Raw genomic sequence first — 26,301 nt, 5'->3', positions numbered from 1 at the left:
TTATAGCACGAAAAAGCAGAAAAATCTAAATTCAGTCCTCTTGAACGGTAATTTTTTCCGCTAAGAAATCAAATCCTTCTGGAATGACTGTATTCTCTTTTTCTTCAGTTTGTGGTGCGTTTTCTCCACGCGTTTTAGCCGAAAATTCAGCCCGAATCTCTGTCCAGTCGGTCATCGAAATAGCTAAGATATCCGGAGAAAATCCAGCAGCATTGCTTAAGAGATTGCCAAACATGGTGTTAAGATTTTCCCGTTTCATGGTTTGTTCTGCATTAAAGCTCGACTCAAATGCCAAAATGGCGTGGTTTTCGTTAGCTGCGACGGGTTGTGAGCCGACTAAAAGCGCCTTATCTGCTCCGGCTAAACTTTCAATAATTTCTCCCCAAGCATTCTGCAACTTGGTTAAATTACTGCGAGCCAGACTAGGATTTTCAACTGCCTCTTGCAGAATCGCATTTACTTTATGACGATCTACCCGGTATCCTTTGCTTGTTTTGGCTGATTGTGTTCCCTGTACTGGCTTACTAGGTACAGAATTTGACTGCAAACTTGCTAATTGATTCTTAAGCTGGCTGATTTCATCCTTTAGCGTTTCTAACTCACTCGCTAGATTTGATGGCAATTCTGCTTTTTCTTGTCCTTCTGCCAGTCGAATGGTCATCATTTCTGTATAAATTTTAGGCTGCAGACTATTTTTGATTTCCGAAAGGCTTTTCGTTGCAATCTCAATCAAGTCGAACAATCTCTCCTGTGGTGTATTGAGATTGTCTAAAAAACTTTCGCTCGTATGCGTATTTCCACCACCTGTTTTAACAATGAGCAAGTCTCTAAGATATTGCAGCAGGTCTGTGACAAAGCGAGCCATATTTTTGCCGCTGTCGAATATGACATCAAGATTTTTTAATGCCACTGACGTATCATGCGCTAATACAGCTGCTACATACGCGTCTAATGCTCCTAAACTGATAGAACCCGTGATTTCTTCAGAAATAGCCGTTGTCAGCTGATTGTCTTGAGTCAAGCTGAGGGCTTGGTCCAAGATAGATAAGGCATCCCGCATCCCACCTTCTGCTCGTCTTGCGATAATCTGCACCGCTTCATTTTCAAAGTCAATATTTTCTTGCTGCAAAATCCACTCAATGTGTTCTACAATATCTTTGGTCTTAATCGACTTGAACTCAAAGCGCTGAACACGCGAGAGAATGGTTGCTGGTATTTTATGCAGCTCCGTCGTTGCTAAAATAAAGACAACATTCTCTGTCGGCTCTTCCAAAGTCTTAAGAAGCGCATTAAAAGCGCCTGTTGAGAGCATGTGAACCTCATCAATGATATAAACCTTGTGCTTCGCTAGACTGGGAGCATAAGTAGATTTGTCACGAATATCTCGGATTTCATCCACACCATTATTAGAAGCCGCGTCAATCTCAATGACATCTTCTAGGCTTCCTTCGGTAATGGCTTGGCAAATATAACAGTCATTGCAAGGCTCTCCATCCTTTTGGTTGGGGCAATTCATTGCCTTAGCAAAAATCTTGGCTACGCTGGTCTTTCCTGTCCCTCTGGGACCTGAAAAGAGATAGGCATGACTGATTTTATCCTGTTCAACTGCCTGCCGCAAGGTTGTCGCCACAACCTCCTGCCCAACTAGCTGACCGAAGGTTTGGCTTCTGTATTTTCGATATAAAGCTTGATACATTAGGCTTTGTCTCCAAACATTTCAAAATTCCAACTTGTTTTCTCTAGTAAAAGAGCCACAAAATTTTCCAGATATTCTCGGTCAATCTCATCATAATCTGCCACCAGATGAGAATCCAAATCCAACACCCCTACTAGGCTGTCGTTTTTGACCATTGGTACTACAATCTCGCTGCGAGCTCTACTATCACAGGAAATGTAATTGCCATGTTGGGTCACATCTTCTACAATCATCGTCTGCCGTTTGGCTGCTGCTTCACCGCAGACCCCTTTTCCTAAAGCAATGTGCACGCAGGAAACGCCCCCTTGAAAAGGACCTAACACCAACTCGTTTCCGTCATAAAGATAAAAGCCAGTAAAGACAGAATGAGGCAAGGCTTGGTTTAGCAGAGCAGAGCTGTTTGAGAGATTCGCCAACGCATTGCTTTCGCCTTCTAGTAATGCTTCAAGTTGTGCTAAAAGTAATTGATAATTTGAAATTTTTTCTGATTGATTCATACTTTCTATTATATCAAAAAAACAGCCTCGTGACTGTTTTTTCGCAAGTGGACAAGTCATTCCTCAAAAATGATAGATTTTTCAGTTTATAAAAGGTTGTCCGAGGGTCGGACGAAGCAAATCTCTTTTGATTGAGGCTAGCCGACCCTCGGACAGGGTAAATTAGTTTTGGTTTGTTCTATTCGCTCGGCGGACAGAATGAATTCCTTTTGGTTTGGCTTGTCTGCTCGGCGGACGGAGTGAATCTCTTTTAGTTTATCTTATCCGCCCGGCGGACAAAGTGAAATCCTTTTGGTTTGGCTTATCCGCCCGGCGGACAAAGTGAAATCCTTTTGGTTTGGCTTATCCGCCCGGCGGACGGAGTGAATCTCTTTTAGTTTATCTTATCCGTCTGGCGGACAAGATAAACTTCCCTTTATAAACATAGAATAACAAAAGAGCTGGAAAGTCAATTTCCAACTCTTGAGGGGTGCATTATTAAGAAACCAATTCTCCTGTGAGTACATTGATAGACTTGACAGTTCCTGTCAAATCAGTATAGCTGACCGTCTTGTTTGCAGGATGATAGGTAAACTTTTCTAAGCTCAAACCATATTTAAAAGCAATTTTAATCATTTTTGCTCGGAAATCTTGCAGAGACAATCCATAGCTTGCTGCGCGTGCCTTTTCAGCTTCTTCTTCAGCATTAACTGTTGGTTTTTCAGTCCCTTCTGAATTTTCCTTTTCATCATCTACCTCTTTACTTGCAGAGTCGTCTTTCTTATCCTCTGACTCTTCATTTGGTGCATAATTCTTGCCATCATCTGATTGGTTTTGCTTACCATGGTTGCTGTCATTACCAAAGCCATCATCAGAGTGAGGACGATCGTTTGGATTTTGCACATAATATTTCACCGTAGCAAGGAAATCTTCCATGCTATAACCCTCTGGCGCGTTGTAAAGACCTTCGTCAAACCAAGAGAGAGAAATATTGTGATAGTGATCATGGTGCGGAATAATCAATTGCCCATTCTTGTAATCCACAACATAAGCTGTATGATATGGCATTGCCTCAACCGGCACTTTTTTAGCTGGTGTCACGCGTTCATAGATTGATTGCGCACTTTCTTTTTGAGGTTGCTTTGGATCAGTTTTAGGCTTGTCTTCTTTCTTTTCATTCGGCGCTTTGGTTTTCAGATATTCTTCTGTCGCCTTACGCTCAGATTCTGACAAATCTTTCTTAGGAATATAATGGCTGTGTGTCATGTGTGGCGCAGTGTAGCCATCTCCCTGCTCCTCTGTCACATCATGCGGATCAAAGATATAACCGTCCGATGTTGCATAACGACCTGCAGCTTTAGCTAATGCTACTTCATCAGCCGTATAAGCAATTTGCGAATTTGCTTTGCCTGCGCGGTCAGGGTGCACTTCGGCGGAGAGTTTCAAGACTTGGTCTAGCAAAGCCAATTTATCCGCATTCTTGTCTGCCACTTTTTGGAGCAAATCATTCACTTGAGCCAGTTTATCGCTTGCATTTCCTTTTGTTTCCAATGCTTTTCGGATAGACATCAACACAATTTTCGCTTTCTTTGCAAATTCTGTGTTTTGACTAGCAGAATCATTATCTGAACCAGTTGCTTTCACTATTTCGGATAACAAGGCTTTTGCTTTCGCAAGCAGGCTCTCTTTCTCCTCTATACCTAATAACAGATTTGAGTTGAGGCCGTTTATTTGCTCTTCAAAGTTTGCTTTTTGACGCACATCTGAAACTTTCTCTAACAAAGCTTCTGCCTTACTAATAAAGGTTTTAATCTGCTCATCACTAACTTCTGTTTCAGCAGGTTCTTCTTTCTTCTCGTTTTTATCAGAAGTTTTGCCAGTATCTTGCTGATTTTTATCTGGTGTTGCTTGATGATCTTGTTGCGCTTGATCCGATTGCTTAGCTTCCGAATAATCCTCACCCGGCGTTATCATCTGCGCAATCTTTCGTTCCAAATCAGACATTTCATTGTAATAGATAAAATGATAATGATTGCCGTGCGGAACAGCCACTCCGTTAGAAGTCCGCTTTGTAATCTGTGCTGGGTCAAATATCAAACCGTCTGATTCTACATGTCGTTGACTCAAAGGAGTCGCATACAATTGCCGCAGCAATTTAATGATTTCAGCTTTATTTCCACGCTTCGGTTCAGTTTGTTTTGGAGCTGGTTGAAAAGGCTGAGTTTGCTGATTTCCTGTATGATTAGGCGTTCCCGGATTAGCAGGACGATAGTCCAACGACGGATGGTTCATTCCTCCGTTTGACTGAGGAATTTGACCTGAATTGGACGGATATTGTGGACGACTTTTGCCTGTTTTATTGTCCCAATAGTTTTGAGCAGCAGCTAACTCACTAGGAGACAAATCTTTCTTTGGAATATAGTGGAAATGATTGCCATGCGGTACAATAAAGCCATCTCCAGTATCTTCTATCACATCTGTCGGATTGAAGACATAGCCATCGTCTGTCGTATAACGACCTTGCGCACGAGCTTCTTTGACAGCTGTAGTTACAGTTCCTTTTGCGCCCTTATGCCCTTTTCCACTGTATTCTGCCCTTTGGCGAGCAATTTCTTCTTTTGTCCGAACATTGCTTGTATGATTCGGATCTTTCAGATAAAGATAATACTTGCCATTCACCTTGATAATGTAGCCGTCTTTTACTTCGTTGACAATATCAGACTGCTGCAAAGTGTAGTTTGGATCCCGCATAATCAGCTCTTCACTGATAATCGCATCATAAGGGACTTTCCCATTATAATAATGATAATGATCACCGTGAGACGTTACATAGCCTTGATCTGTGATTTTAACAACAATCTGCTCTGCGTTGATTCCTTCTTTGGCACTCACTTCATCAGGAGTCAAATTCTCAGCCTTTTTCGCTTTGGCTTTCGACTTACTATCAACATAAGCTACACGATTGTCTGCTTTGCTAGAAACACTTTGATAACGTTCTAGCTCATACGCACAAATGCTCAATGCAAGAACTGCAATAGATCCAACAATATATTTTTTCTTCATTTTTCTACTCATTTTTTCAATTCTTTTGCCAATACCGCTAGATTGGCGTCTAGATTTTCAAGATAAGTTTTATTATTTTGTGGGTCAGCTTCCAAAGGATTTAATTGTTTTAGTTTAACGCCTGTAGATTTGACCAAAGTTTTCGCAACTTTTGATGACGCATTGCTTTCCACGAAAATTGTTTTGACCTTGTATTGTTTCACAAACTCTTCGATTTCCGTCAGTTGACGCGGACTAGGCTCTTGCTCTGGTGAAATCCCAGCAATCCCCAACTGAGTCAATCCAAATCGCTTCGCCAAATAAGAAAAGGCCGTATGCTGTGTCACAAACGTTTTTTGTTTCGCTGCTTTGAAAATCGGCTGATATTTTTTAGTCAACTCTTTTGCCTTAGCTGCCAGCTCTTTCGCATTTTTTTGATAGGTCTCTTTATTTTTACTATCAATCTTCGAAAGTTTATCAGCGATGATTTGCGCTTCTTCTGCCACTTTTTCTGGGTCTAACCATGTATGCGGATCGTATAGAGTCTTTTCATCCACTCCCTCACCAGCAGCTACATCTTCTAATCCCGGTACGCGCTCCAGCTTCATACCTTCTGACGCTTCAAGCACTTTCACTTTGGATTTTTTTAGATTTGGATCCAATTTTCCTGCCCATGACTCTAGTGTATGAGAATGGTAAACAAAGACATCCGCATCATAGATAGCAGCTACATCATTCGCCGATGGCTCAAAAGAATGAATTCCCGTGCTTGACTGAATCATCCGAACATCATTCAAATCCCCAGACACTTCTTTAACCATGGCATAAATCGGGTAAAAACTTGTTACAATTTTCATTCCCTTGCTCTGCTTTTTGCTACCTGCACCGCACGCTGTCAAAAGCAAAACCAGTCCCGCCACAAAAATAGAAAATAAATATTTCCTTAATTTCATATATTACTCCTTAACTAGTGTTTAACCAGTTCATTAACTGGTTAATATGATACCATGATAGAAATTAGCTGTCAAGAATTTTTTATCTGTTTTTTTAACAATAATAAAAAAGCTTCCTAAACCACATTAGAAAACTTTTAGTCTTACCAATCGCTTTTTTCTTTACGAATCTCTTCCAGCATTTCAGCTTCTTCTGCTGTGAACTCATATTTTTCTAGCAAATCTGGACGACGTTCATAAGTCTTTTTCAAACTCTCATACAGACGCCATTTTCGAATATTTTCATGATGACCGCTCATCAAAATATCTGGCACAACCATTCCACGAAAATCATAAGGGCGCGTATATTGAGGATATTCTAAAAGACCTGATGAAAAACTGTCATCAGTATGACTAACTTCCTTACCAAGAACTTCAGGAATCAGCCGTACCGTCGCATCGATTATCGTCATAGCAGCCAACTCTCCACCGGTCAAAACATAATCTCCAAGAGAGACCTCGTCTGTCACCAAACTTTTAATCCGCTCATCATAACCTTCATAATGTCCACAAATAAAAATCAATTCTTCTTCTTGGGAAAGCTCTTCCGCATAGGCTTGATCAAACGTTCGACCAGCGGGATCTAACAAAATAACCCGTGGCTGTTTTTTCTCAATCGCATCATAAGCATCAAAAATCGGTTGCGCTCTAAGCAACATTCCTTGACCGCCTCCATAAGGCTCGTCATCAACGTGTCTCGATTTCTCTGCATTTTCTCGAAAATTATGATAGTGAATCTCTAGTAATCCTTTTTCGCGCGCCTTACCAACTATTGAATACTCCAGCGGGGCAAACATCTCTGGAAAGAGTGTTAAAATGTTAATCTTCATCATCCAGTCCTTCCGGAATTTCCACATCTACTCGACTATTTTCAAGATCAATATTCAATACAACAGGCGGAATATAAGGCAACAGTAAATCACGCTTGCCTTTGCGCTTTACCACCCAGACATCATTGGCACCGGGCTGCAAAATTTCTTTAATTGTTCCAATCAAAATATCCTGTTCATAAACATTTAAGCCAATAATTTCATGATAATAAAATTCGCCCTCATCTAAATCTGATAAATCTTCTTCAGCCACTTTCAAAGTAAAATCACGATATTTCTCAATGTCATTGATATGGTACATTCCTTTGAATTTGATAATATCAAAATTTTTCATCTTACGATGACTAGCAATTTCCACATTCATGACAAAATTATCTTTCTTATCAAAAAGGGCCAACATACTTCCCTTTTTAAAACGTTCCTCTGCAAAATCCGTCACCGATAGTACACGCATTTCACCTTGCAAACCTTGCGTATTTACAATTTTTCCAACATTATAATAGTTCATTTTCTCTCCAAATACTAGCATTATCCTATTTATTCTATCATGAATAAAGGGAATTCTCAAGAAAACAAAGACCCCACCAAGATAAATCCTTAGTAGGGTCATTGGGGAATAACATCATTCCTCTAATTTTAAATCGCCTTAAGCAACCTTAAAACCTTGATTTATTAGGCTTCCGCAATCAAATTGCGATACTCTATTATTTAAGAGTAACTGAAGCTCCAGCTTCTTCCAATTTAGCTTTGATTTCTTCTGCTTCCGCAGTTGCAACACCTTCTTTAACAACAGTTGGTGCTCCGTCAACCAATTCTTTAGCTTCTTTAAGACCAAGACCTGTAATTTCACGAACAGCTTTGATAACGCCGACTTTCTTGTCGCCTGCTGCAGTCAATTCAACATCAAATGAATCTTTCGCAGCGGCAGCTTCACCAGCACCAGCAGCAGCTACAGCTACAGGAGCAGCTGCAGTTACACCAAATTCTTCTTCGATAGCTTTTACAAGGTCGTTCAATTCAAGGATTGAAGCTTCTTTAATTTCAGCAATAATATTTTCAATGTTCAATGCCATTGTTATTTCCTCCAAATATATTTTCGTTATTTATTATTAGTTTGTAGCATAGGCTACGCGCAACTTAACATTAAGCCGCTTCTTCTTTGTTGTCTGCAACAGCTTTGACTGCGAGAGCAACGTTGCGAACTGGCGCTTGAAGTACAGATAGTAGCATAGATAGAAGTCCTTCGCGGTTTGGAAGAGTTGCAAGAGCAACAATTTCTTCTTTAGATGCAACAGCACCTTCAATAGCTCCACCTTTAATTTCAAGTGCATCAGCTTCTTTAGTAAAATCATTGATGATTTTTGCTGGTGCTACAACATCTTCATTTGAAAATGCAACAGCAGATGGTCCAACAAATGCATCAGCAAGACCTTCAAGTCCAGCTTTTTCAGATGCACGACGTAAAATTGAGTTTTTAATAACTTTATACTCAACTTCGCTTCCACGAAGATTACGACGAAGAACTGTGTCTTGTTCAACTGTAAGACCACGAGCATCCACAACAACGATACTTGCAGCTGCTTTCATTTTTTCAGCAACTACATCAACTAGTTCCGCTTTTTTAGCAATACTTGCTTCACTCATTTAGTGTTTCACCTCCGTAATTATTTTGCTTGGGAAATTTTTCCAAAAGAAAAACGTGCCCAAACCTAGACACGAAAGTACAATACGTTTCTTTTACATGATCCGTTTTGTCCTCGGTAGGATCTTTATGAGTCGAGCTCCCCTACTGTCTTAGGCAGTTTTTTCAAACCATTAATGATTGTAACATAAGAAAAAAAAGATTGCAAGAGTTTTTGATAATCTTTTTATAATAAAGTGAAAGTCTATCCTTTGGGGTAAGCAGATACATTAAATTTTTGAAAAAGGCACCAGCTCACTCGGAGTAGATGCCTTATACTCTTATAACTCTCTAGCTTTCAAATATTGCTCGTTTGCAATAAGCGTTTTTTTGTAATACTGATTATAACTCTTACTAAATTTCCTTATTAGTGGAATTGCTATTTCATAATATTTATTGTCTAACATAAATGTTTGTAATTTATCTTGAATTGTTTTCATAGGACTATTTTTATAATTGTCGCTATTTTTATAATCTTGATATTGAGCTATAATATTCTTATTTTCTGTTAGCCACTTTTCGGCATTTTCTATTGCTTCAATTTTTGACGCATTAACTTCTTTTAGTACTTTCATATCAAAAGCAGAGCTTACTTCTTCAATATAATCTTGTTCTTCTTTACTAAGGTTAAAAGAAGGAAGGCTATCTAGATAGTTAACAAATTTTTTATAAGCTTCTTTTCCATCCTCTCTTAAATGTTCATTCAAAAATGGCTGGTATGCAGAAAAAATTAATTGTCCAAAATGTCCTGGAAATATTTTTTCCAATCTCTCATAAATACTTTCTTCTGCTTCGATCAAAGCTATCTTATCATCAATAAGAGTCTGGCTTTCTTTCTTAACGATTAGCTCAATAACCTCTCTCCTCATTTGTTCAATATCCAGCTGATGTTGTTTTCTTCTAAGTATGGAAGATAATGAATTCCCATTTGAAGATAAATATTCTTTTATCTCAGATACACTAAGCCCAACTTTTCTAAATAAAGATATCTTACTCAAGATTTTCATGTCTTCTTCGCTATAATCTCGATAACCATTTTCTGATTTCAAAGGCTTAATCAATCCTTTTTCCTCGTAGTACTCAATTGCTTTTCTGGTCAAACCAGTTTTATTTTGAATTTCATTTCTCAATATGATGCACCACCTCCTCAATTAGATAATACCCCAGCCCCTAACGGACAGGTCAAGCCCTTAATTTAATATTTTCTCGTAATATCTGGTGATGAAAAACATAATTAATGGAGAACATCCAACTGAAATCTCAACAGAATCACTGGTAAATAAGCCTTTACAGGAATACAAATAACAGCAATCATCCTCATCAAAGGCATTAGATGGCAAAGTCCTCCGTAATGAAAAATTAACTACTTCACAATAAATTTTGACAAGATCTTTACAACTTTTTACAAATCTAAAATGCTTATTTCAATCTTCAAAAAATGGAAGAATAGAGGCTTTTTCTTTCTCTGTGCAGGCAACAAGCGGGAGACGGAGTGGTCCGACTTCAAATCCTTGAGAATTTAGCACAGCTTTAAGTGGTGCTGGGCTTGTCACAGAAAAGAGAGCTTCTATTTTGGGTAACAACTGACGTTGAATCTGAGCAGCTTTTTTCAGCTTACCTTCGTCTAAGGCTGCAAACATTCTATAAAAGTCATCTCCATTGGTATGAGCCGCAACAGATATAACCCCCTGTGCTCCGATTGCCTTTGCATGAAAAGCTTGTCCGTCTTCCCCAGTATAAATTAGAAAGTCCTGTGGAGCGTTTTCAACCAAATGGGTAAGAGCATCTATGCCTGTACAATCTTTGATTGCAATAATATTTGGCAATTGTGCTAAGTGCAAGAAAGTTTCTACTGTCAAACCAGCAACCGTTCGGCTAGGAACATTATAAACGATGACTGGCAGATTTGAAGCTTCCGCAATCGCTTTATAATGCTGATATAGACCTTCTTGAGTCGGTTTATTGTAATAAGGAGTCACTGCAAGTCCGGCAGCAAAACCACCAAATTTGTCAACTTCACGCGCAAATTCAACGGAGTCTCGAGTATCATTTGTACCAATTCCGGCTATCAGCGGAACTCGCCCTTTTACAATCTTTTGAACTGCTGCAAATAATTCCAACTCTTCTTCATGCGTCAGAGTTGGGCTTTCACCAGTCGTTCCTGCGATAATCAATCCTTCTGTATGATGCGCTAGAAGGTGTTCAATCAGCTTAGGAAGAGCCTCAAAGTTAATACTACCATCCTCTTTAAAAGGTGTGACAAGTGCTGTAATTATTCTTGCTTTTTTTAAATCTTCTATAGACATAAACCTCGTCCTCCTAGCTTGCAAAATACAACTATACGAATATTATCTCACATTTTACTTCAATTCGAAAATGACCTCTGCTGTTGGATGCACCAAGCCACGTTCATGCAAAGTCTCAGCGATTTGAACAGAATTCCAAGCAGCACCTTTAAGCAGATTGTCTGAAACCACCCACATATGGATGCCTTTTTCAGCGTCCAAATCCTTGCGAATTCGTCCCACGAATGTCTCGCGTTTTCCGACAGCATTGACAGCTTGAGGGTAGACTTGATGAGCAACATCATCCTCTAATACTGCTCCTGGGAAGTTCGCAATAGCTGCTTTGACCTCTGCGATGGGTGCTACTTCTTTTGTCTCGATGTAGACAGACTCTGAGTGCGCTGAAAGAACAGGGATACGAACACAAGTAGCAGAAACCGCAATCGTGTCATCTTCCATGATCTTCTTGGTTTCATTGGTCATCTTCATCTCTTCGTAGGTGTAGTCATTGTCCGTAAAGACATCGATTTGAGGAAGAGCATTAAAAGCAATCGGATAGTGTTTCTTGTCACCGCCGGAAGGTAAAATCTCAGCCTTGACATCACGCGGATCGACTCCGTCATTTAAGACCTCACGCAGTTCACGCTGAGTCTCAAGAATAGCTCCCATACCAGCTCCGGACACAGCTTGATAGGTCGATACGATGATGCGCTCTAAGCCCCATTTCTGACGAATCGGCTCCAGCGCCACCATCATCTGAATGGTGGAACAGTTAGGACAGGCAATAATCCCGTTATGAGCATCAAGTGCATGGGCATTGACCTCCGGCACAACTAATGGAACATCAGGATTCTGACGGAAATGAGAGGTATTGTCAACGACAACAGCTCCTGCCTTAACAGCGTAAGGAGCATACTTGGCAGACGTTGAACCGCCTGCTGAAAAGAGAGCGATATCTACACCTTCAAAGGCAGTTTCCGTTGTTTCTTCAATTGTGATGTCTTGGTCTTTGAATTTCAAAACTTTCCCAGCAGAACGAGCTGAAGCCAAGTAGCGTACTTTCTCAATTGGAAGACTTGATTCTTCCAGCATTTTAATCATTTGAGCTCCAACGGCACCTGTAGCACCAACCACAGCAACTGTATATCCCATAACATACCTCTCTGAATTTTCAAAAAATTTGTGTATTGCTGGTATTATACTACTTTTCTAAAGAATTGAAAAGACTTATAAGAAAAAAATCCCCACTAAAAAGTAGGGATTGAGGGCACTTTCGTGTGATGAGCAGGTTCACACAACTCATCAAGGTCCGCTCCTGCGTATATGACCTCCCATGCTCAATATGTGGCTTGCGCCACTTATCGACTCATCGCATATCTAGCATTCTACTATAGAAAATCCTAAAAGTCAAACTATTTTTTATGAGAGATTTTCTAACTTATCAATATTTGAAATTGGTGTCTTAAAAGAGTAAAATAATTTTAGGAGGATAAAAAGTTATGGATACAACAAAACAGCCTGTCCTTATGCCTCAGGATACGAGAATAATGGCCCTCTTACTTGGTGCTGTAGGTGGCTGCCTTGATGTTTTCTCGCATATGCAATTTAGTACGCTAATCGCAACCCAAACAGGGAATATTCTTTTAATCGTAGCCGATTGGGATGGACCAACCGTAAAGACTGCTTACCGTATCCTTTCGCTTATCTTTTTTACCTGTGGCTTTGTCTTCGGTATTCTACTTAAGGAACGGGCGCAAAGTTCACATTGGCGTACTTGGGGGGTCTTACCATTGACTCTCACGACTTTCCTCTTTCCTTTCTTTCATTCTCATTATTTTATCTGGGTGATATTGCTTGCAACCTCTACCGGAATGGTCATGCTAACTTATACAGGCTCAAAAATTGAGTCTTATCCCTATATGATTATGATGACTTCAGGAAACTATCGGAGAATGGTCACTGCTTGGTATGAGTATATTCGTTTTAAAGACCGTAGACATATTATTAGAAGGCAAGCGGCTAATTACTCTATGATTGTCGCTAGTTTCATCGGCGGTGCTGTTTTTACTGGTTTTCTCACACGCTTCATTCACCAATATGCTATCTGGACAGTCACCACTATTTTGACGATTATTATCATTCATTATACCAGATACAATCATATACATCACTTAGAGCAAAAAAATATCTAACACTCAATGAAAATCGAAAAGCAAACTAGGAACTAAGTAAGACAAAAAACCGAACCAATCCTCTTGGGTAATGCTCACAAAGAGAATTGGTTCGGTTTTTGCTAGTTCACCAATACTTGCCTGCGATATTTCATTTATCAATCCTCTTCATCAGTTTTTAACTACTGATGGAAAAACTTCCTCATCTATCAATCTCACAAATACTTGCTTCCTTCTTTAATGCTGAGTTTGCTCAGTTTATCCTTGTATTTTTCGATAAACTCCAGCACCCAGTCGGGATTGGTTTTAGAGTAGTCTCGCAGAGCCCAGCCGATGGCCTTATTGATGAAAAACTCGGTTTGATTAAGATTATTAATCAGGATTTGCTCCAGCAGCTGGACATCCGTTTCTTCTTTTTGAAGCAATTGATGCTCGATAGCAATTCGGCGCAACCAGAAATCTTTATCCCTGCTCCAATCTAATACTATTTTCTTTGTCTCAGGATAATGCAAACTAATATAGCCTACCGAGCGACACAAAAAGTCAATTGTGTCCCACCATGGCTTTGTTTGTGCTAATTTCTTTATCTTTGGCAAATCGCTTGGTGTCAAAGCTTTTTGTTTCAGTTGCAAATAATCCAGCACCACATATTGCATTTCACGATAGGGATTGTCCCAAGCCTGATGGATAAATTTCCAATCAATTGCAAGGCTGCTATTTTTCTTAAAAAATACCTTGGAAAGCTTTCGTCTAACAGGTGTTTTGACCCCTAAAAACTCGAACTGGTCTTTCATGTATGCTTTCATGTGAATAGCATCTTCAGGGTTTGCTACTTCTTTTAATCCTTGGAAAATATCTTCTACTTTCATATTACCATTCACTTTCAACATTCATATCTTTGAATAATTTAATTGGTCTTGCTGGTTTATCTAAACTCTTCTGCAACCAAACTGTATCATGCCAGCAGCCAAATTTATAGCCGATTTTTGGGAAATGCGCTACTTGCTGGTAACCACGTTTTTTATGGAAAGAAATACTAGCGTCATTCGGAAGAGCAATACAAGCTAGAAAGTGGACAAAACCTTGCTGTTCAAGAATTTCTTCCAATTTGTCATAAAGCTGCTTCCCAATCCCTCTACCGCGATTCTCATCAGCTACATAGACCGACAGTTCAACAGCCCAGTTGTATGCCTCTCGACCATAATAAGTCGAAGCATAAGCATAACCTAGAATTGCTCCATCTTCCTCTGCCACCAGATAAGGATACCTTTCCAAGGTCTTCTCAATCCGGTCAGAAAATTCCTCCACCGACGGAATATCATACTCAAAAGTAATGGCTGTTTTCTCCACATAAGGCGCGTAAATAGCTACAAGAGCAGTGGCGTCGTTTTTATGAGCTAATCTGATGTTCATCCGAACCTTCCTTTCTTCTTATTATTTTCATAAAAATGAAGTATATCACCATGTATATTTTACCAAATTCAAAAAGAAAAGGCTCTCTCGAACCTTTTTCGTTTTAAAATAGTCCAACAGCAGTTCCGTCTGCTGCTACGTCCATATTGAGGGCTGCTGGGCGTTTTGGCAGACCGGGCATCGTCATAACATCACCGGTCAGGGCGACAATAAAGCCTGCACCCAATTTTGGAACGACTTCACGGATAGTGATTTCAAAATCTTCTGGCGCTCCCAGTAGAGCTGGATTATCTGAAAAACTGTATTGGGTCTTGGCCATACAGATTGGCAGCTTATCCCAGCCATTCTTGACAATTTGAGAAATTTGAGTTTTGGCTTTCTTTTCAAAATTGACTTTTGTTCCACGATAGATTTCCTTGACAATTTTCTCGATTTTTTCTTCGATAGACAGATTGTTGTCATAGAGTCGGCTGTAGTGAGCAGGAGTCTCTTCAATCGTTTTAACCACAGTTTCAGCAAGAGCTAGACCACCGTCAGCTCCGTCTGCCCAGACACTAGCCAATTCCACAGGGACATCAATCTCCGTGCAAAGTTCCTTGAGAACGGCAATTTCAGCCTCAGTATCAGAGACAAATTCATTGATAGCCACCACAACCGGAACACCAAATTTACGGATATTTCCCACATGGCGTTTGAGGTTGGCAAAACCTGCTTTAACCGCTTCAACATTCTCAGTTGTCAGATCTTCTTTAGCAACACCACCGTTCATTTTCAATGCTCTGAGAGTTGCAACAATAACCACTACATCTGGAGCAGTCGGAAGATTGGGTGTTTTGATATCTAGGAATTTTTCAGCCCCTAGATCCGCACCAAATCCAGCTTCAGTCACCGTGTAGTCCGCCAAATGCAAAGCTGTTGTCGTTGCCAAAACGGAATTACAGCCGTGAGCAATATTGGCAAACGGTCCACCGTGAACAAAGGCAGGTGTTCCATAAATAGTCTGTACTAGATTGGGCTTTATAGCATCTTTCAAGATGAGAGCAAGAGCACCTTCTATTTCCAAATCTCGAACATAAACAGGCGTCCGATCATAACGATAACCAATAACGATATTAGCTAGACGTTCTTTCAAGTCTTCAATACTTGTCGCTAAACAGAGAATAGCCATGATTTCAGATGCAACCGTAATATCAAAACCATCTTCCCGCGGAATTCCATTAACCGGACTGCCCAGACCGACTGTCACATGCCGCAAAGCACGGTCATTCAGATCTACCACGCGCTTCCAGATAATGCGACGTTGGTCAATTCCTAGAGCATTTCCTTGATGTAAATGATTATCAATCAAAGCAGAAAGGGCATTGTTGGCAGTGGTGATCGCATGCATATCTCCTGTGAAATGCAAATTGATGTCTTCCATTGGTAGAACCTGTGCATAACCACCTCCAGCGGCTCCGCCTTTGATTCCCATTACTGGTCCAAGAGATGGTTCACGAATCGCAATCATGGTTTTCTTGCCTATTTTGTTGAGAGCGTCTGCTAAACCAATAGTAATAGTCGATTTCCCTTCGCCAGCCGGTGTTGGATTGATTGCTGTTACCAGAATCAGCTTACCAACTGGATTCTTTTGTAATTCCTGAATCTTATTAAAAGACAATTTAGCCTTGTATTTACCGTAAAGCTCCAAATCGTCGTAATCAATTCCAACTTTCTTCACTACATCAGCAATCGGCTGTAAGTCAACGCTCTGAGCAATTTCTATATCCGTTTTCATTTGGAATCCTCCAGTTTTGATAGGATTATTATACCAAAAAATAAAGAAAACAAACACTTTCAAAGCTAAACTTCTCAAAAACGTTCGGGAAAGTCTTTTCTATTTACGAATTAAGTTTTTTTGTGTAAAATTTAGTTATGAAACTATTGATTACTTCTGGCGGCACAAGCGAAAAAATTGATCAAGTTCGTTCTATTACGAATCACTCAACAGGAAGACTTGGTGCTCTTATTGCAGAGAGTTTTTTAACACAAGGTGATCAGGTCACCTTAATCACTACACAGAGTGCTGTCAAACCTGCTGCTCATCCGAATTTAACCATTCAAATCATTGAAAATGTTCAGGATTTGCTAGAAACAATGCAGTCTTTGGTCAAAATTCATGATGTTTTGATTCATTCAATGGCCGTCTCTGACTACACGCCTATTTACATGACAGGTTTTGATCAAATTACTGCTTCACAGAATTTAACAGAATTTTTGAATAAGACCAATGATCAAGGCAAGATTTCATCAAAAGATGAATACCAAGTACTCTTTCTCAAGCAAACGCCAAAAATTATCAGCCAAGTCAAAAAATGGAATCCCGATATCCGTCTAATTGGTTTTAAACTCTTAGTTGATGTTTCTAAGGAAGAATTACTGACAGTTGCTCGTGCCAGTCTTGCTAAAAATCAAGCTGAAATAATTGTAGCAAATGACTTGTATGATATTTCAAGCAATCAACATCATGCTTACTTGGTCAAAGAAAATTCTGTCATAGAAGCCAGCACCAAAGAGGAAATCGCTCAACAACTCGTAACACACATTCACGCAAAGGACAATCTATGAAACATATTACTTTAGCTGTTACAGGAAGTATCGCTGCATATAAAGCTGCCGACTTGGTCAGTCAATTGACAAAAGACGATCTAAATGTAACTGTTCTGATGTCTCAAGTAGCTACAAATTTCATTACACCGTTGACTTTACAGGTATTGTCGAAAAATGTAGTACATACAGACGTCATGGACGAGCCTGCGCCAAACAAAGTTAATCATATTGAAATTGCCAAGCAAACGGATCTTTTCTTAGTTGCACCTGCTTCTGTCAATACAATCGCTAAATTAGCCAATGGCTTTGCAGACAATATGATAACCAGTACCGCACTTGCTCTGCCATCAATAGCTAAAAAAGTGCTGGCTCCCGCTATGAATACAAAAATGTATGAAAATCCAATCACTCAAGAAAATCTATCTAAATTAGAAAAATATGGCTGGCAAATCATTCAGCCTAGAGAAACCGTCCTCGCTTGTGGTGACAAAGGAATCGGCGCACTTGCTGATATAGAAACAATTATAAAAAAAGTAAAGGAAATGATTTATGAAGAAACAATCTAATATTGCTCAAATTGCTATCTTTTTTGCGATTATGCTCGTCATTCATCTATTGAGTTCAGTAATATTTAACCTATTCCCTGTTCCGATCAAACCAACGATTGTCCACATTCCCGTTATTATTGCAAGTATTTTATATGGACCAAAAGTAGGTGCTATTTTAGGGGCGCTAATGGGTATCATTAGTCTGGTTACGAACACACTTGTTCTCTTGCCAACCAGTTACTTGTTTAGCCCGTTTGTACCTAATGGGAATATTTATTCACTCCTCATTGCCCTCGTTCCACGAATCTTAATCGGAGTCACTCCTTATTTTGTTTATAAATATCTTAAAAATAAGACCGGACTTATCTTAGCTGGAACAGTCGGTTCGTTGACAAATACCATATTTGTTTTAGGAGGGATTTTCCTGCTATTCTCCAAAGTGTATAACGGAAACATTCAGTTGCTGCTTGCCTCTGTCATTTCAACCAATTCTATTGCTGAAATGATTATTTCTGCGGTTCTGACAGTTACTATTATCCCAGCTCTTGAAAAAGTTAGAAAATAATCACGTGAAAACGTGATTTTTTTATGGAAAAATGCTATAATGAAAACGGTTAAACAAATGCAGAAAGCTGAAAAATTGAGAAAAATGGATATGCTCGTTCCTTTATTAAATAAGCAATGATATTTCCTGTTTTCACTGATTTTTCATAAGCTTTCCTATTTTAAAAAGGAGATTTCGTAATGACTTACCAAGAAAATTTCAAAAAATGGCTTGATTTTGCAGAACTTCCAGACTATCTTCGTAAAGAATTGGATTCAATGGATGAAAAAACAAAAGAAGATGCATTTTATACTAATCTTGAATTTGGTACTGCTGGTATGCGTGGTCTGATAGGTGCTGGTACGAATCGTATCAATATTTATGTCGTTCGTCAGGCAACTGAAGGTTTAGCACGTTTGATTGACGAAAAAGGCGAAGATTTCAAAAAACGCGGTGTCGCTATTGCTTACGACTCTCGCCACTTCTCACCAGAATTCGCCTTTGAATCTGCTGCTGTTTTAGCAAAACATGGCATTAAATCTTATGTATTTGAAAGTCTCCGTCCAACACCAGAACTTTCATTTGCAGTTCGCCATTTAGGAACTTTTGCTGGAATTATGATTACTGCTAGCCACAATCCTGCTCCATTTAATGGTTACAAGGTCTATGGTGAAGATGGTGGTCAAATGCCACCGCATGATGCTGATGCCTTGACAGATTATATTCGTGCAATCGAAAATCCATTTGCCATTGAAGTTGCTGATGTTGAAGCCGAAAAAGCTTCTGGTTTGATTGAAGTTATTGGTGAAACTATTGATGCCGAATATCTCAAGGAAGTTAAAGACGTCAACATCAACCAACAATTGATTAAAGAATACGGCAAAGACATGAAAATCGTCTACACTCCGCTTCATGGTACAGGTGAAATGTTAGCACGTCGAGCATTTGCCCAAGCTGGTTTTGATTCTGTTCAGGTTGTTGAAGCTCAATGCGTGCCAGATCCAGACTTCTCCACTGTCAAATCACCAAATCCAGAAAACCAAGCTGCTTTCGCTCTCGCTGAAGAATTAGGGCGTAAAGTTGGTGCGGATGTCCTTGTCGCAACAGACCCAGATGCTGACCGTGTGGGCGTTGAAGTTCTCCAAAAAGACGGCAGCTACCGCAATCTTTCAGGAAATCAAATCGGTGCAATTATGGCTAAGTATATCCTTGAAGCGCATAAGACTGCTGGAACACTTCCTGCCAATGCAGCACTTTGCAAATCCATTGTGTCTACCGATCTTGTAACCAAGATTGCTGAAAGCTACGGCGCAACCATGTTCAATGTCTTAACTGGTTTCAAATTTATCGCTGAAAAGATTCAAGAATTTGAAGAAAAACACAATCACACTTACATGATGGGCTTTGAAGAAAGCTTTGGCTACTTGATTAAACCATTTGTGCGTGACAAAGATGCTATCCAAGCTGTATTAGTTGTTGCAGAATTAGCTGCCTACTACCGTTCTCGCGGCTTAACTCTTGCAGACGGAATTGAAGAAATCTACAAAGAATATGGTTATTATGCTGAAAAGACGATTTCAGTTACTCTGTCTGGTGTTGATGGCGCGGAACAAATCAAAGCTATTATGAGCAAGTTCCGTGACAATGCACCAAAAGAATTTAACGCTACTGCTGTTGCAGTCACAGAAGATTTCAAAGCACAAACTGCTACTGATTCTGACGGCGATGTAACGAAATTAACAACTCCACCAAGCGATGTATTAAAATACACACTTACTGATGGTTCATGGATTGCTGTACGTCCTTCAGGAACTGAACCAAAAATCAAATTCTACATTGCTGTTGTCGGAAATTCCAGCCAAGACGCTCAAGCAAAAATTGCAAAAATTGAAGCAGAAATCAATGATTTTGTAAAATAAGCAAAAAGTAAGAAGGCTTTGATTTCTCAGTCTAACTTCTACAATATTCAAACTTCGAGTCTGGGACAAGAGTGTCTCAGACTCGAAATTGTCTTGTAACAAATGACAGATAATTGCTCAAATGCTGCTTTAAGATGGCGGACAGAGCTTTCGAAGTAGGTCTCAAGGTCTTTTCGCTTTTTAACATTTGCTCAACGTTACAGGGGAGACTATACAAAATAGCTGGGAAACATTTTATACCGGAGTCTTGAGATAAGAGGATGACAATTAAAATTTTCAGTTTCTAGTTCTGTTTCACTTCTCTTTCAATATTTTACATTCATTTCAAATCTCTGCATTATTTTCCTATTTGTGGCATACTAAAATGAGCAAAAGAAATGAGGTTATTTTATGGATAATTTTACGCAAGATATCAAAGATTTAGAAGTCACGACTGTAGAACGTGCCCGACAAGCCATTGCAAATAAAGAAAACGCAACTTTTTTCATTGGGCGTAAAACGTGCCCTTACTGTCGTAAATTCGCCACTACGCTAGCTAGTGTTGTCGCTGAAACCCAAGCACATATTTTCTTTATCAATAGTGAGGAACCTAGTGAACTGGAAGAACTCCAAGCTTTTCGTTCCGAATATGGAATCCCAACTGTGCCAGGATTTTTACACACAGAGAATGGTCATGTGACTGTCCGTTGTGACTCTTCTATGACGGCTGACGAAATCAAGACATTCGCTAACTTATAAAAATGAAGCTGGAATTAAAATTTCCAGCTTCAAAGTATATTATAAACTAACTAAGCAGTAACTTTTTACTATCACCAAACGAGGCAGGGATCATATCGTCCCTGTCTCTTAATATTTAATTTCCTTTTAATTTTCCTTTTTGAAAGGCTTGCCACATCTTTTGCTGAGGTTTAGCAAATGGATAGTTGTCAAATTCATCAGGATGCAACCATAAAACTTGTTCCTGTTTAGGCATTTCCGTAGCATTTACTACCTGACCATAAAGCAAACGAATCTGCCACTTGCGATGACTGAACACATGTTGAATTGTCGGAAAAGCTTGCTCCTGCCAATTCACTACCACATCATAATCCTGCTCAAAGCTTTCTTGCGGAGATAATTCAATTGCAACTTGATTTTCTGCTACTTCAAAAAGGGATAACTGTTCATCATCCGAAAATTCGTCTACTTCAATCAAAGGAAAGTGCCAAAATCCTGATAAAAGACTGCTTGCTTCATTTTTCTCTAAAAGAAATTCTCCTTGATTATTCTGGATAATCAAACCATACAAATAAACTGGAATAGGTTTTTTCTTAGGAGCTTTGATCGGGTATCTATCCATTGTTCCATGTAAGTAAGCAGCACTAAATTCCCTTACTGGACTGTCCTCAGGTCTAGGGTTGACAGGCGCTTCAATATCTGAGCCCAAATCCATCAAAGCTTGGTTGAAATCTCCCGGTCTTTGGGGGTCAATCAGAATTTCCATCATCGCTTGAAAAACCTTTCGGTTAGCAGGGACACCAATATCCAAATTCACCTCAAATAAACGGCTCAGGACCCGCATAACATTCCCATCAACCGCTGGCTCAGGCAAGCCAAAAGCAATACTTGCAATAGCTCCTGCTGTATAAGGACCAATTCCTTTCAGACTAGAAATCTCCTCGTAAGTGTGAGGAAACTCGCCACTAAAATCTGTCATAATCTGCTGAGCAGCCTGTTGCATATTGCGTACTCGCGAATAGTAACCTAGCCCCTCCCAAGCTTTAAGCAAACGTTCTTCTGAAGCCATTGCTAAATCTTTAATTGTCGGAAACCAGGCTAAAAAACGCTCATAGTAAGGAATAACCGTATCTACCCGTGTTTGCTGAAGCATAATTTCTGAAATCCAGATATGATAAGGATTGCTGCTTCTCCGCCAAGGTAAATCGCGCTTATTTTCATCATACCAAGCTAATAATTTTTGGCGAAAAGAGATAATCTTTTCATCCTCCCACATCTCAATCCCATATTTTTTCAAATCTAACATAGCTTTAGTATAACACAAAATAAAAAGAGAACCCAGAACTTGAATTCTGGATTCTGTCTTGGCTTTCTAATAATGACCAACTGCTTGGCTGGCAGTAATCAATGTTAATTTATAAACATCATCAGCATTGCATCCACGTGAAAGGTCGTTTACTGGGTGGTTCAATCCTTGCAAAATAGGACCGACTGCTGAGAAGCCACCGAGGCGCTCTGCCATTTTATAACTGATATTTCCAGCTTCAATACCAGGAAATACAAAGACAGTCGCTTGACCAGCTACATTGCTTCCAGGAGCTTTTAACTCTGCCGTTTTAGGCACAAAAGCTGCATCAAATTGTAATTCTCCGTCAATAGCCAAATCTGGTCGCATTTCTTGCGCAAGTTTCGTTGCTTCGACGACTTTATCAACCTTTTCACCAAATCCAGAACCTTTAGTTGAATAGCTCAGCATCGCCACTTTAGGGTCAATGTCAAAGATTTGCGCGGTCAAGGCAGAGTTAATAGCAATTTCTGCTAATGTTTTAGCATCTGGGTCAATATTGATTGCACAATCACTGAAAACATAGCGTTCATCACCGCGAACCATGAGAAAGGCACCAGATGTGCGAGAAACCCAAGGAAGTGTTTTGATAATTTGAAGAGCTGGACGAACCGTGCTTGCTGTAGAATGAATCGCACCAGAAACCATACCTTGCACTTTACCAAGATAAACAAGCATGACACCAAAATAATTGACGTCCTCTTTCAATAATTTACGCGCTTCGTCTTCTGTGATTTTTCCTTTACGGCGTTCTACAAAAGCTGCAACCATTTCTTCAAAGCATGAACAATTTTGAGGGTCAATGACTTCATAACCTTCTGTCACACCTTCAATTTCAAGATAAATACGAATTTTTTCAGGATTTCCCAATAAAACAGGTGTGATACTTGTTTCCTTTACCAAACGTTTAGTAGCTTGAAGAATACGTGGTTCTTCACCTTCTGGTAAGACAATCTTCACTTCTTTGTCTTGCAATGTTTCACGAATTGTTTCAAAAATTTTCATGTTTTACTCCTTACTTGTTGCTTAATTTTTGAATGACTTTTTGAAAATCTTCCGGAAGAGGACTTGATTTATTCACAACTTCCTCATGGAATGGATTGTAAAAACGCAATGAATGACAATGAAGCGCTTGCCGCGTTATTCCGTCAGTCATGCTCCCACCATATAAATCATCTCCCAAGAGCGGAAAACCAATATAAGAAAAATGAACCCGAATCTGGTGTGTCCGTCCTGTATGAAGGTGAATATCCACGAGATAAATGTCATCATACTGCGCTAAAACTTTATAACTCGTATGAGCATATTTTCCATTTTTTGCCACACACCGAGTAATGATACTACTATCTTCACGCGCTATGGGAGCAATAATATCTCCTTCTGGCTTTAGCGGTGCCGAACCCTTGACCAAAGCATAATAATGCTTCTCAATGACTTTCTTTTGCAACTGCTTGTCCAATCTTGCATGAGCATAACCGTGCTTTGCAAACAACATCAGACCACTCGTATCACGGTCTAAACGAGTCACAATATGAATCTGCTGATTTTCATAATGATTCGCAATGTAATAAGCCTTCACAAAATTAGCCATTGTATTGGAATGATTCACGCTAGGAATACTGGCTACGCCTGCCGGCTTGTTCAAAATCAGAAAATGTTCATCTTCGTAGACAATTTCTAAATCTTTCTCTACAGCTTGCAAACTGCCAAAACCTTCTTCTGCAGGAATATCGACGGCAACTTTGTCGCCAATATCTAACAAATAAATGGCATTTTGCTTTTTGCCATTCACCTGAATATCCCCACCAGAAAACTTTATTTTTGCAAGCAAACTTTTGGAAATTTCATGTTTTTTTAAAAAGGTTTTGACTTTCACATGCTCATCTGCAGTAAATTCAAACCTCATTCCTCCACCTCACCGATAAAGGCATCTTTGACACGATTCCAAAAACTAGTATGACTCGGTGTAGCAAGAAAGTTAATCTTATGTTGATCGATTTGAAATTCAATTTTAGAAATATTATTTATCATAAAATTTTGATTGTCAATCGAAATCGCATGTCGATCATTCCAAGTCGGCACAATTTCAATTTTATCTTTCTTAGGGACGATAATTGAGGAGCCCAAGGTCCGAAACACACGATTGTTCAAGCTTGCAACTTCTGCAATCTGAAGAGCTTCGATGGTTGGGTGCAGAACAGCTCCACCCAACGATTTATTGTAAGCTGTGCTTCCTGTCGGAGTTGATACTGAAATGCCGTCACCACGAAAGCGCTCAAAATGCACTTGATTGATAATGATATCAGCGACCATTGTTCGTCCAGAACGCTTGACCGTCGCCTCGTTCAACGCACGTTTTATACAAATCTCATTATTTCCGTGGAAAATTTTCACATTCAAAATCGGATAAGACACTTTTGCGCCTGTGTCTAATTTTAAATTATCGATTAGTTTGTCCAACTCAAAATCTCGATAATCTGTATAAAAGCCCAAATGACCTGTGTGAACGCCAACAAAGCGAACTTTGTCTAGCTGATCTTCATATTTGTGAAATGCTGACAAAAGCATCCCATCGCCACCAATGGAAATGACAATATCAGGATTATTATCATTCAAAATAAAGTGATTTTGTTTTAATTTTTGTTTTAATTGGCGACAAATTTCTTGACTTTGCCGTCTGCGATTACTGATAATCCCTATTCTTTTACCTGTATTCTTCATCTGTATCGTCACTATTTCCTACGCCATCATTTAATTTACGACTAATTGGGTCAAATAAAGCTTGTGCCTCTTGAATATCATCGCGAATTTTTCCCATTTCTTCGTCTAATTGATAGGCGATTTTTGCTGTAATTTCCAAACGTTTCTTAATCTCATCTGGAAATTCTCCTTTATACTTATAATTCAGAGAATGTTCAATCGTTGCCCAAAAATTCATGGACAGAGTACGAATTTGAATTTCTGCTAAAATCGTTTTGCTCCCATTGATGGTATCAACGGGGTATTCAATAATAACATGGTAACTGCGATAACCACTAGCTTTACGATTTTTAATATAGTCTCTCTCTTGAATAATCCGCATATCATGACGTTTTCGCAAAACATCCAAAACTTCTTCTACATCATCCACAAATTGGACCATTACGCGCAAACCAGCTATATCTTGCATATCTTGTGCCAGATTTTCTTCTTTAATTCCACGCAAAGCCATTTTTTCTTTGATGCTTTCTATCGGTTTTACACGCCCCGTTACAAATTCAATCGGAGAATGCTGCTTTTGTTTTCGGTATTGTTTGCGAATCCCGCGCAGTTTGATTTTCAACTCACCAACCGCTTGAATATAAGGATCCAGGAACTCTTCCCATTCTACTTCCATACTATCACCTTGTCATTTTACTTATTTTTTTATAAAATAAACACAATACTTATTATAACATAAATCGCTTTCAAACAAAAGAAAAGGATTGGGAAATGAATCACCTGGAAATTGAATACAAAACACTTCTGACAAAAAATGAGTACCAACAGCTGTTACCGCTGTTTTCAGATATAACAGCTACCAAACAGACAAACTACTATATTGACACAGCCGACTTTTCAATCCGAGATGCAAAAATGGCACTACGCGTCCGTGCTTTTGAAAATCGTGCCGAATTAACTTTGAAAATTCCACAACAGGTCGGTAATATGGAATACAATCAATCTCTCACTTTAGAAGAGTGTCACACACTCATCAATACATGTGTGCTACCTGAAGGAGAAATACGCATACTGCTGACTCACGCTGCTATCAATCTCGATGAACTAAAGGTGCTGGGGAGCTTAACAACTATTCGCTATGAAAAAGAAACCACTATTGGCTTAATGGCACTTGATGAGAATCATTATTTTGACAAAACAGACTACGAATTAGAGCTAGAAGTGACAGATGCTGAAATGGGTAAAGAACAATTTGACTACTTTTTACAAGCTCATCATATCCATTATAAATATGCAAAACCTAAAGTTGCAAGATTTGCTCAAAACTTATGAATAAAAAGCTGAAATTTTACTTAT

The 26,301-nt window shown here is 39.3% G+C and carries 26 protein-coding genes and 1 other annotated feature; of the genes, 7 read left to right on the top strand and 19 right to left on the bottom strand.

What is annotated here, in order from left to right:
- Nucleotides 1–31: 31 nt before the first annotated feature.
- The 11 genes from dnaX to ACOMA9_RS02210 all read right to left on the bottom strand — a co-directional run bounded on the left by dnaX (nt 32) and on the right by ACOMA9_RS02210 (nt 12,154).
- Entirely contained in the window at nt 32–1,696 is a 1,665-nt protein-coding gene (gene dnaX, locus ACOMA9_RS02260) for a DNA polymerase III subunit gamma/tau (protein ID WP_421424523.1), read from the bottom strand.
- Nucleotides 1,696–2,193 (bottom strand): GAF domain-containing protein, encoded by a 498-nt coding sequence (locus tag ACOMA9_RS02255; protein WP_049514024.1) that lies wholly within the window; start codon nt 2,191–2,193, stop codon nt 1,696–1,698. Before ACOMA9_RS02255 ends, dnaX begins: the two co-directional genes overlap by 1 nt.
- Nucleotides 2,194–2,670: 477 nt before the next feature.
- Nucleotides 2,671–5,235 carry a pneumococcal-type histidine triad protein gene (locus tag ACOMA9_RS02250; RefSeq protein ID WP_421424521.1) on the bottom strand — a complete coding sequence of 855 codons (2,565 nt, stop codon included), beginning with the start codon at nt 5,233–5,235 and terminating at the stop codon, nt 2,671–2,673.
- 8 nt (nt 5,236–5,243) lie between these two features.
- Nucleotides 5,244–6,167, bottom strand: a complete 924-nt coding sequence (locus tag ACOMA9_RS02245; RefSeq protein ID WP_270737068.1) for a metal ABC transporter solute-binding protein, Zn/Mn family — start codon at nt 6,165–6,167, stop codon at nt 5,244–5,246.
- Nucleotides 6,168–6,310: 143 nt separating this feature from the next.
- On the bottom strand, nt 6,311–7,036 hold the full coding sequence (gene trmD / locus ACOMA9_RS02240; protein WP_151380079.1) for a tRNA (guanosine(37)-N1)-methyltransferase TrmD: 726 nt from the start codon (nt 7,034–7,036) through the stop codon (nt 6,311–6,313).
- A complete protein-coding gene (gene rimM, locus ACOMA9_RS02235; RefSeq protein ID WP_009568768.1) occupies nt 7,026–7,544 on the bottom strand; it encodes a ribosome maturation factor RimM in 519 nt (172 codons plus the stop codon). The genes trmD and rimM overlap by 11 nt, the downstream gene beginning before the upstream one ends.
- A gap of 196 nt (nt 7,545–7,740) precedes the next feature.
- On the bottom strand, nt 7,741–8,109 hold the full coding sequence (gene rplL, locus ACOMA9_RS02230) for a 50S ribosomal protein L7/L12 (protein ID WP_059220797.1): 369 nt from the start codon (nt 8,107–8,109) through the stop codon (nt 7,741–7,743).
- 70 nt (nt 8,110–8,179) lie between these two features.
- Nucleotides 8,180–8,680 (bottom strand): 50S ribosomal protein L10, encoded by a 501-nt coding sequence (gene rplJ, locus ACOMA9_RS02225; protein ID WP_003024222.1) that lies wholly within the window; start codon nt 8,678–8,680, stop codon nt 8,180–8,182.
- A gap of 38 nt (nt 8,681–8,718) precedes the next feature.
- Nucleotides 8,719–8,853: a sequence feature (ribosomal protein L10 leader region), on the bottom strand.
- Between the two features lie 145 nt (nt 8,854–8,998).
- Nucleotides 8,999–9,850 carry a MerR family transcriptional regulator gene (locus ACOMA9_RS02220; RefSeq protein ID WP_330944995.1) on the bottom strand — a complete coding sequence of 284 codons (852 nt, stop codon included), beginning with the start codon at nt 9,848–9,850 and terminating at the stop codon, nt 8,999–9,001.
- 291 nt (nt 9,851–10,141) lie between these two features.
- Entirely contained in the window at nt 10,142–11,023 is an 882-nt protein-coding gene (dapA, locus tag ACOMA9_RS02215) for a 4-hydroxy-tetrahydrodipicolinate synthase (RefSeq protein ID WP_151380074.1), read from the bottom strand.
- Nucleotides 11,024–11,077: 54 nt separating this feature from the next.
- A complete protein-coding gene (locus ACOMA9_RS02210) occupies nt 11,078–12,154 on the bottom strand; it encodes an aspartate-semialdehyde dehydrogenase (RefSeq protein WP_247906609.1) in 1,077 nt (358 codons plus the stop codon).
- 347 nt (nt 12,155–12,501) lie between these two features.
- Here ACOMA9_RS02210 and ACOMA9_RS02205 point away from each other — a divergent pair, with 347 nt between their 5' ends.
- A complete protein-coding gene (locus ACOMA9_RS02205; protein ID WP_003029367.1) occupies nt 12,502–13,194 on the top strand; it encodes a YoaK family protein in 693 nt (230 codons plus the stop codon).
- A 194-nt stretch (nt 13,195–13,388) separates the two neighbouring features.
- Here the strand turns inward: ACOMA9_RS02205 and ACOMA9_RS02200 are convergent, their stop codons facing one another.
- The 3 genes from ACOMA9_RS02200 to ACOMA9_RS02190 form a co-directional block, all read right to left on the bottom strand.
- Nucleotides 13,389–14,042, bottom strand: a complete 654-nt coding sequence (locus ACOMA9_RS02200) for a DNA alkylation repair protein (RefSeq protein ID WP_022524991.1) — start codon at nt 14,040–14,042, stop codon at nt 13,389–13,391.
- Nucleotide 14,043: 1 nt separating this feature from the next.
- A complete protein-coding gene (locus ACOMA9_RS02195; RefSeq protein WP_151380073.1) occupies nt 14,044–14,586 on the bottom strand; it encodes a GNAT family N-acetyltransferase in 543 nt (180 codons plus the stop codon).
- Between the two features lie 103 nt (nt 14,587–14,689).
- Complete coding sequence (locus ACOMA9_RS02190; RefSeq protein WP_330944950.1) at nt 14,690–16,360, bottom strand: formate--tetrahydrofolate ligase; 1,671 nt, start codon at nt 16,358–16,360, stop codon at nt 14,690–14,692.
- 137 nt (nt 16,361–16,497) lie between these two features.
- On the opposite strand from ACOMA9_RS02190, the gene ACOMA9_RS02185 reads away from it, so the two are divergent.
- The 5 genes from ACOMA9_RS02185 to ACOMA9_RS02165 all read left to right on the top strand — a co-directional run bounded on the left by ACOMA9_RS02185 (nt 16,498) and on the right by ACOMA9_RS02165 (nt 20,921).
- A complete protein-coding gene (locus ACOMA9_RS02185) occupies nt 16,498–17,190 on the top strand; it encodes a phosphopantothenate--cysteine ligase (protein WP_247905857.1) in 693 nt (230 codons plus the stop codon).
- Nucleotides 17,187–17,738, top strand: coding sequence for a phosphopantothenoylcysteine decarboxylase (gene coaC, locus ACOMA9_RS02180; protein WP_247905856.1), 552 nt, complete (start codon nt 17,187–17,189; stop codon nt 17,736–17,738). Before ACOMA9_RS02185 ends, coaC begins: the two co-directional genes overlap by 4 nt.
- Nucleotides 17,722–18,285 carry an ECF transporter S component gene (locus tag ACOMA9_RS02175; protein ID WP_003024201.1) on the top strand — a complete coding sequence of 188 codons (564 nt, stop codon included), beginning with the start codon at nt 17,722–17,724 and terminating at the stop codon, nt 18,283–18,285. The genes coaC and ACOMA9_RS02175 overlap by 17 nt, the downstream gene beginning before the upstream one ends.
- Nucleotides 18,286–18,464: 179 nt before the next feature.
- Entirely contained in the window at nt 18,465–20,183 is a 1,719-nt protein-coding gene (locus tag ACOMA9_RS02170) for a phospho-sugar mutase (protein WP_247905855.1), read from the top strand.
- Between the two features lie 390 nt (nt 20,184–20,573).
- Nucleotides 20,574–20,921 (top strand): DUF6568 family protein, encoded by a 348-nt coding sequence (locus ACOMA9_RS02165; protein ID WP_106083411.1) that lies wholly within the window; start codon nt 20,574–20,576, stop codon nt 20,919–20,921.
- 115 nt (nt 20,922–21,036) lie between these two features.
- Here the strand turns inward: ACOMA9_RS02165 and mutY are convergent, their stop codons facing one another.
- The 5 genes from mutY to yjbM form a co-directional block, all read right to left on the bottom strand.
- Nucleotides 21,037–22,206, bottom strand: a complete 1,170-nt coding sequence (gene mutY, locus ACOMA9_RS02160) for an A/G-specific adenine glycosylase (protein WP_049533764.1) — start codon at nt 22,204–22,206, stop codon at nt 21,037–21,039.
- A 66-nt stretch (nt 22,207–22,272) separates the two neighbouring features.
- Nucleotides 22,273–23,250 (bottom strand): phosphate acetyltransferase, encoded by a 978-nt coding sequence (gene pta, locus ACOMA9_RS02155; RefSeq protein ID WP_003029342.1) that lies wholly within the window; start codon nt 23,248–23,250, stop codon nt 22,273–22,275.
- A 10-nt stretch (nt 23,251–23,260) separates the two neighbouring features.
- Nucleotides 23,261–24,151, bottom strand: a complete 891-nt coding sequence (locus tag ACOMA9_RS02150; protein ID WP_151380070.1) for an RluA family pseudouridine synthase — start codon at nt 24,149–24,151, stop codon at nt 23,261–23,263.
- Nucleotides 24,148–24,966, bottom strand: coding sequence for an NAD kinase (locus tag ACOMA9_RS02145; RefSeq protein ID WP_049512216.1), 819 nt, complete (start codon nt 24,964–24,966; stop codon nt 24,148–24,150). The genes ACOMA9_RS02150 and ACOMA9_RS02145 overlap by 4 nt, the downstream gene beginning before the upstream one ends.
- A complete protein-coding gene (gene yjbM / locus ACOMA9_RS02140) occupies nt 24,950–25,621 on the bottom strand; it encodes a GTP diphosphokinase (RefSeq protein WP_106083416.1) in 672 nt (223 codons plus the stop codon). The genes ACOMA9_RS02145 and yjbM overlap by 17 nt, the downstream gene beginning before the upstream one ends.
- A gap of 95 nt (nt 25,622–25,716) precedes the next feature.
- Between yjbM and ACOMA9_RS02135 the strand changes: the two genes are divergently transcribed.
- Nucleotides 25,717–26,277 carry a CYTH domain-containing protein gene (locus ACOMA9_RS02135; protein ID WP_106083417.1) on the top strand — a complete coding sequence of 187 codons (561 nt, stop codon included), beginning with the start codon at nt 25,717–25,719 and terminating at the stop codon, nt 26,275–26,277.
- Nucleotides 26,278–26,301: the final 24 nt, after the last annotated feature.

It is taken from the genome of Streptococcus atopicus, assembly GCF_049166725.1.
Lineage (GTDB): Bacteria > Bacillota > Bacilli > Lactobacillales > Streptococcaceae > Streptococcus > Streptococcus hominis.
Note: the sequence above shows the minus strand (reverse complement) of the source record. Positions and strands in the feature narration are given on the sequence as shown.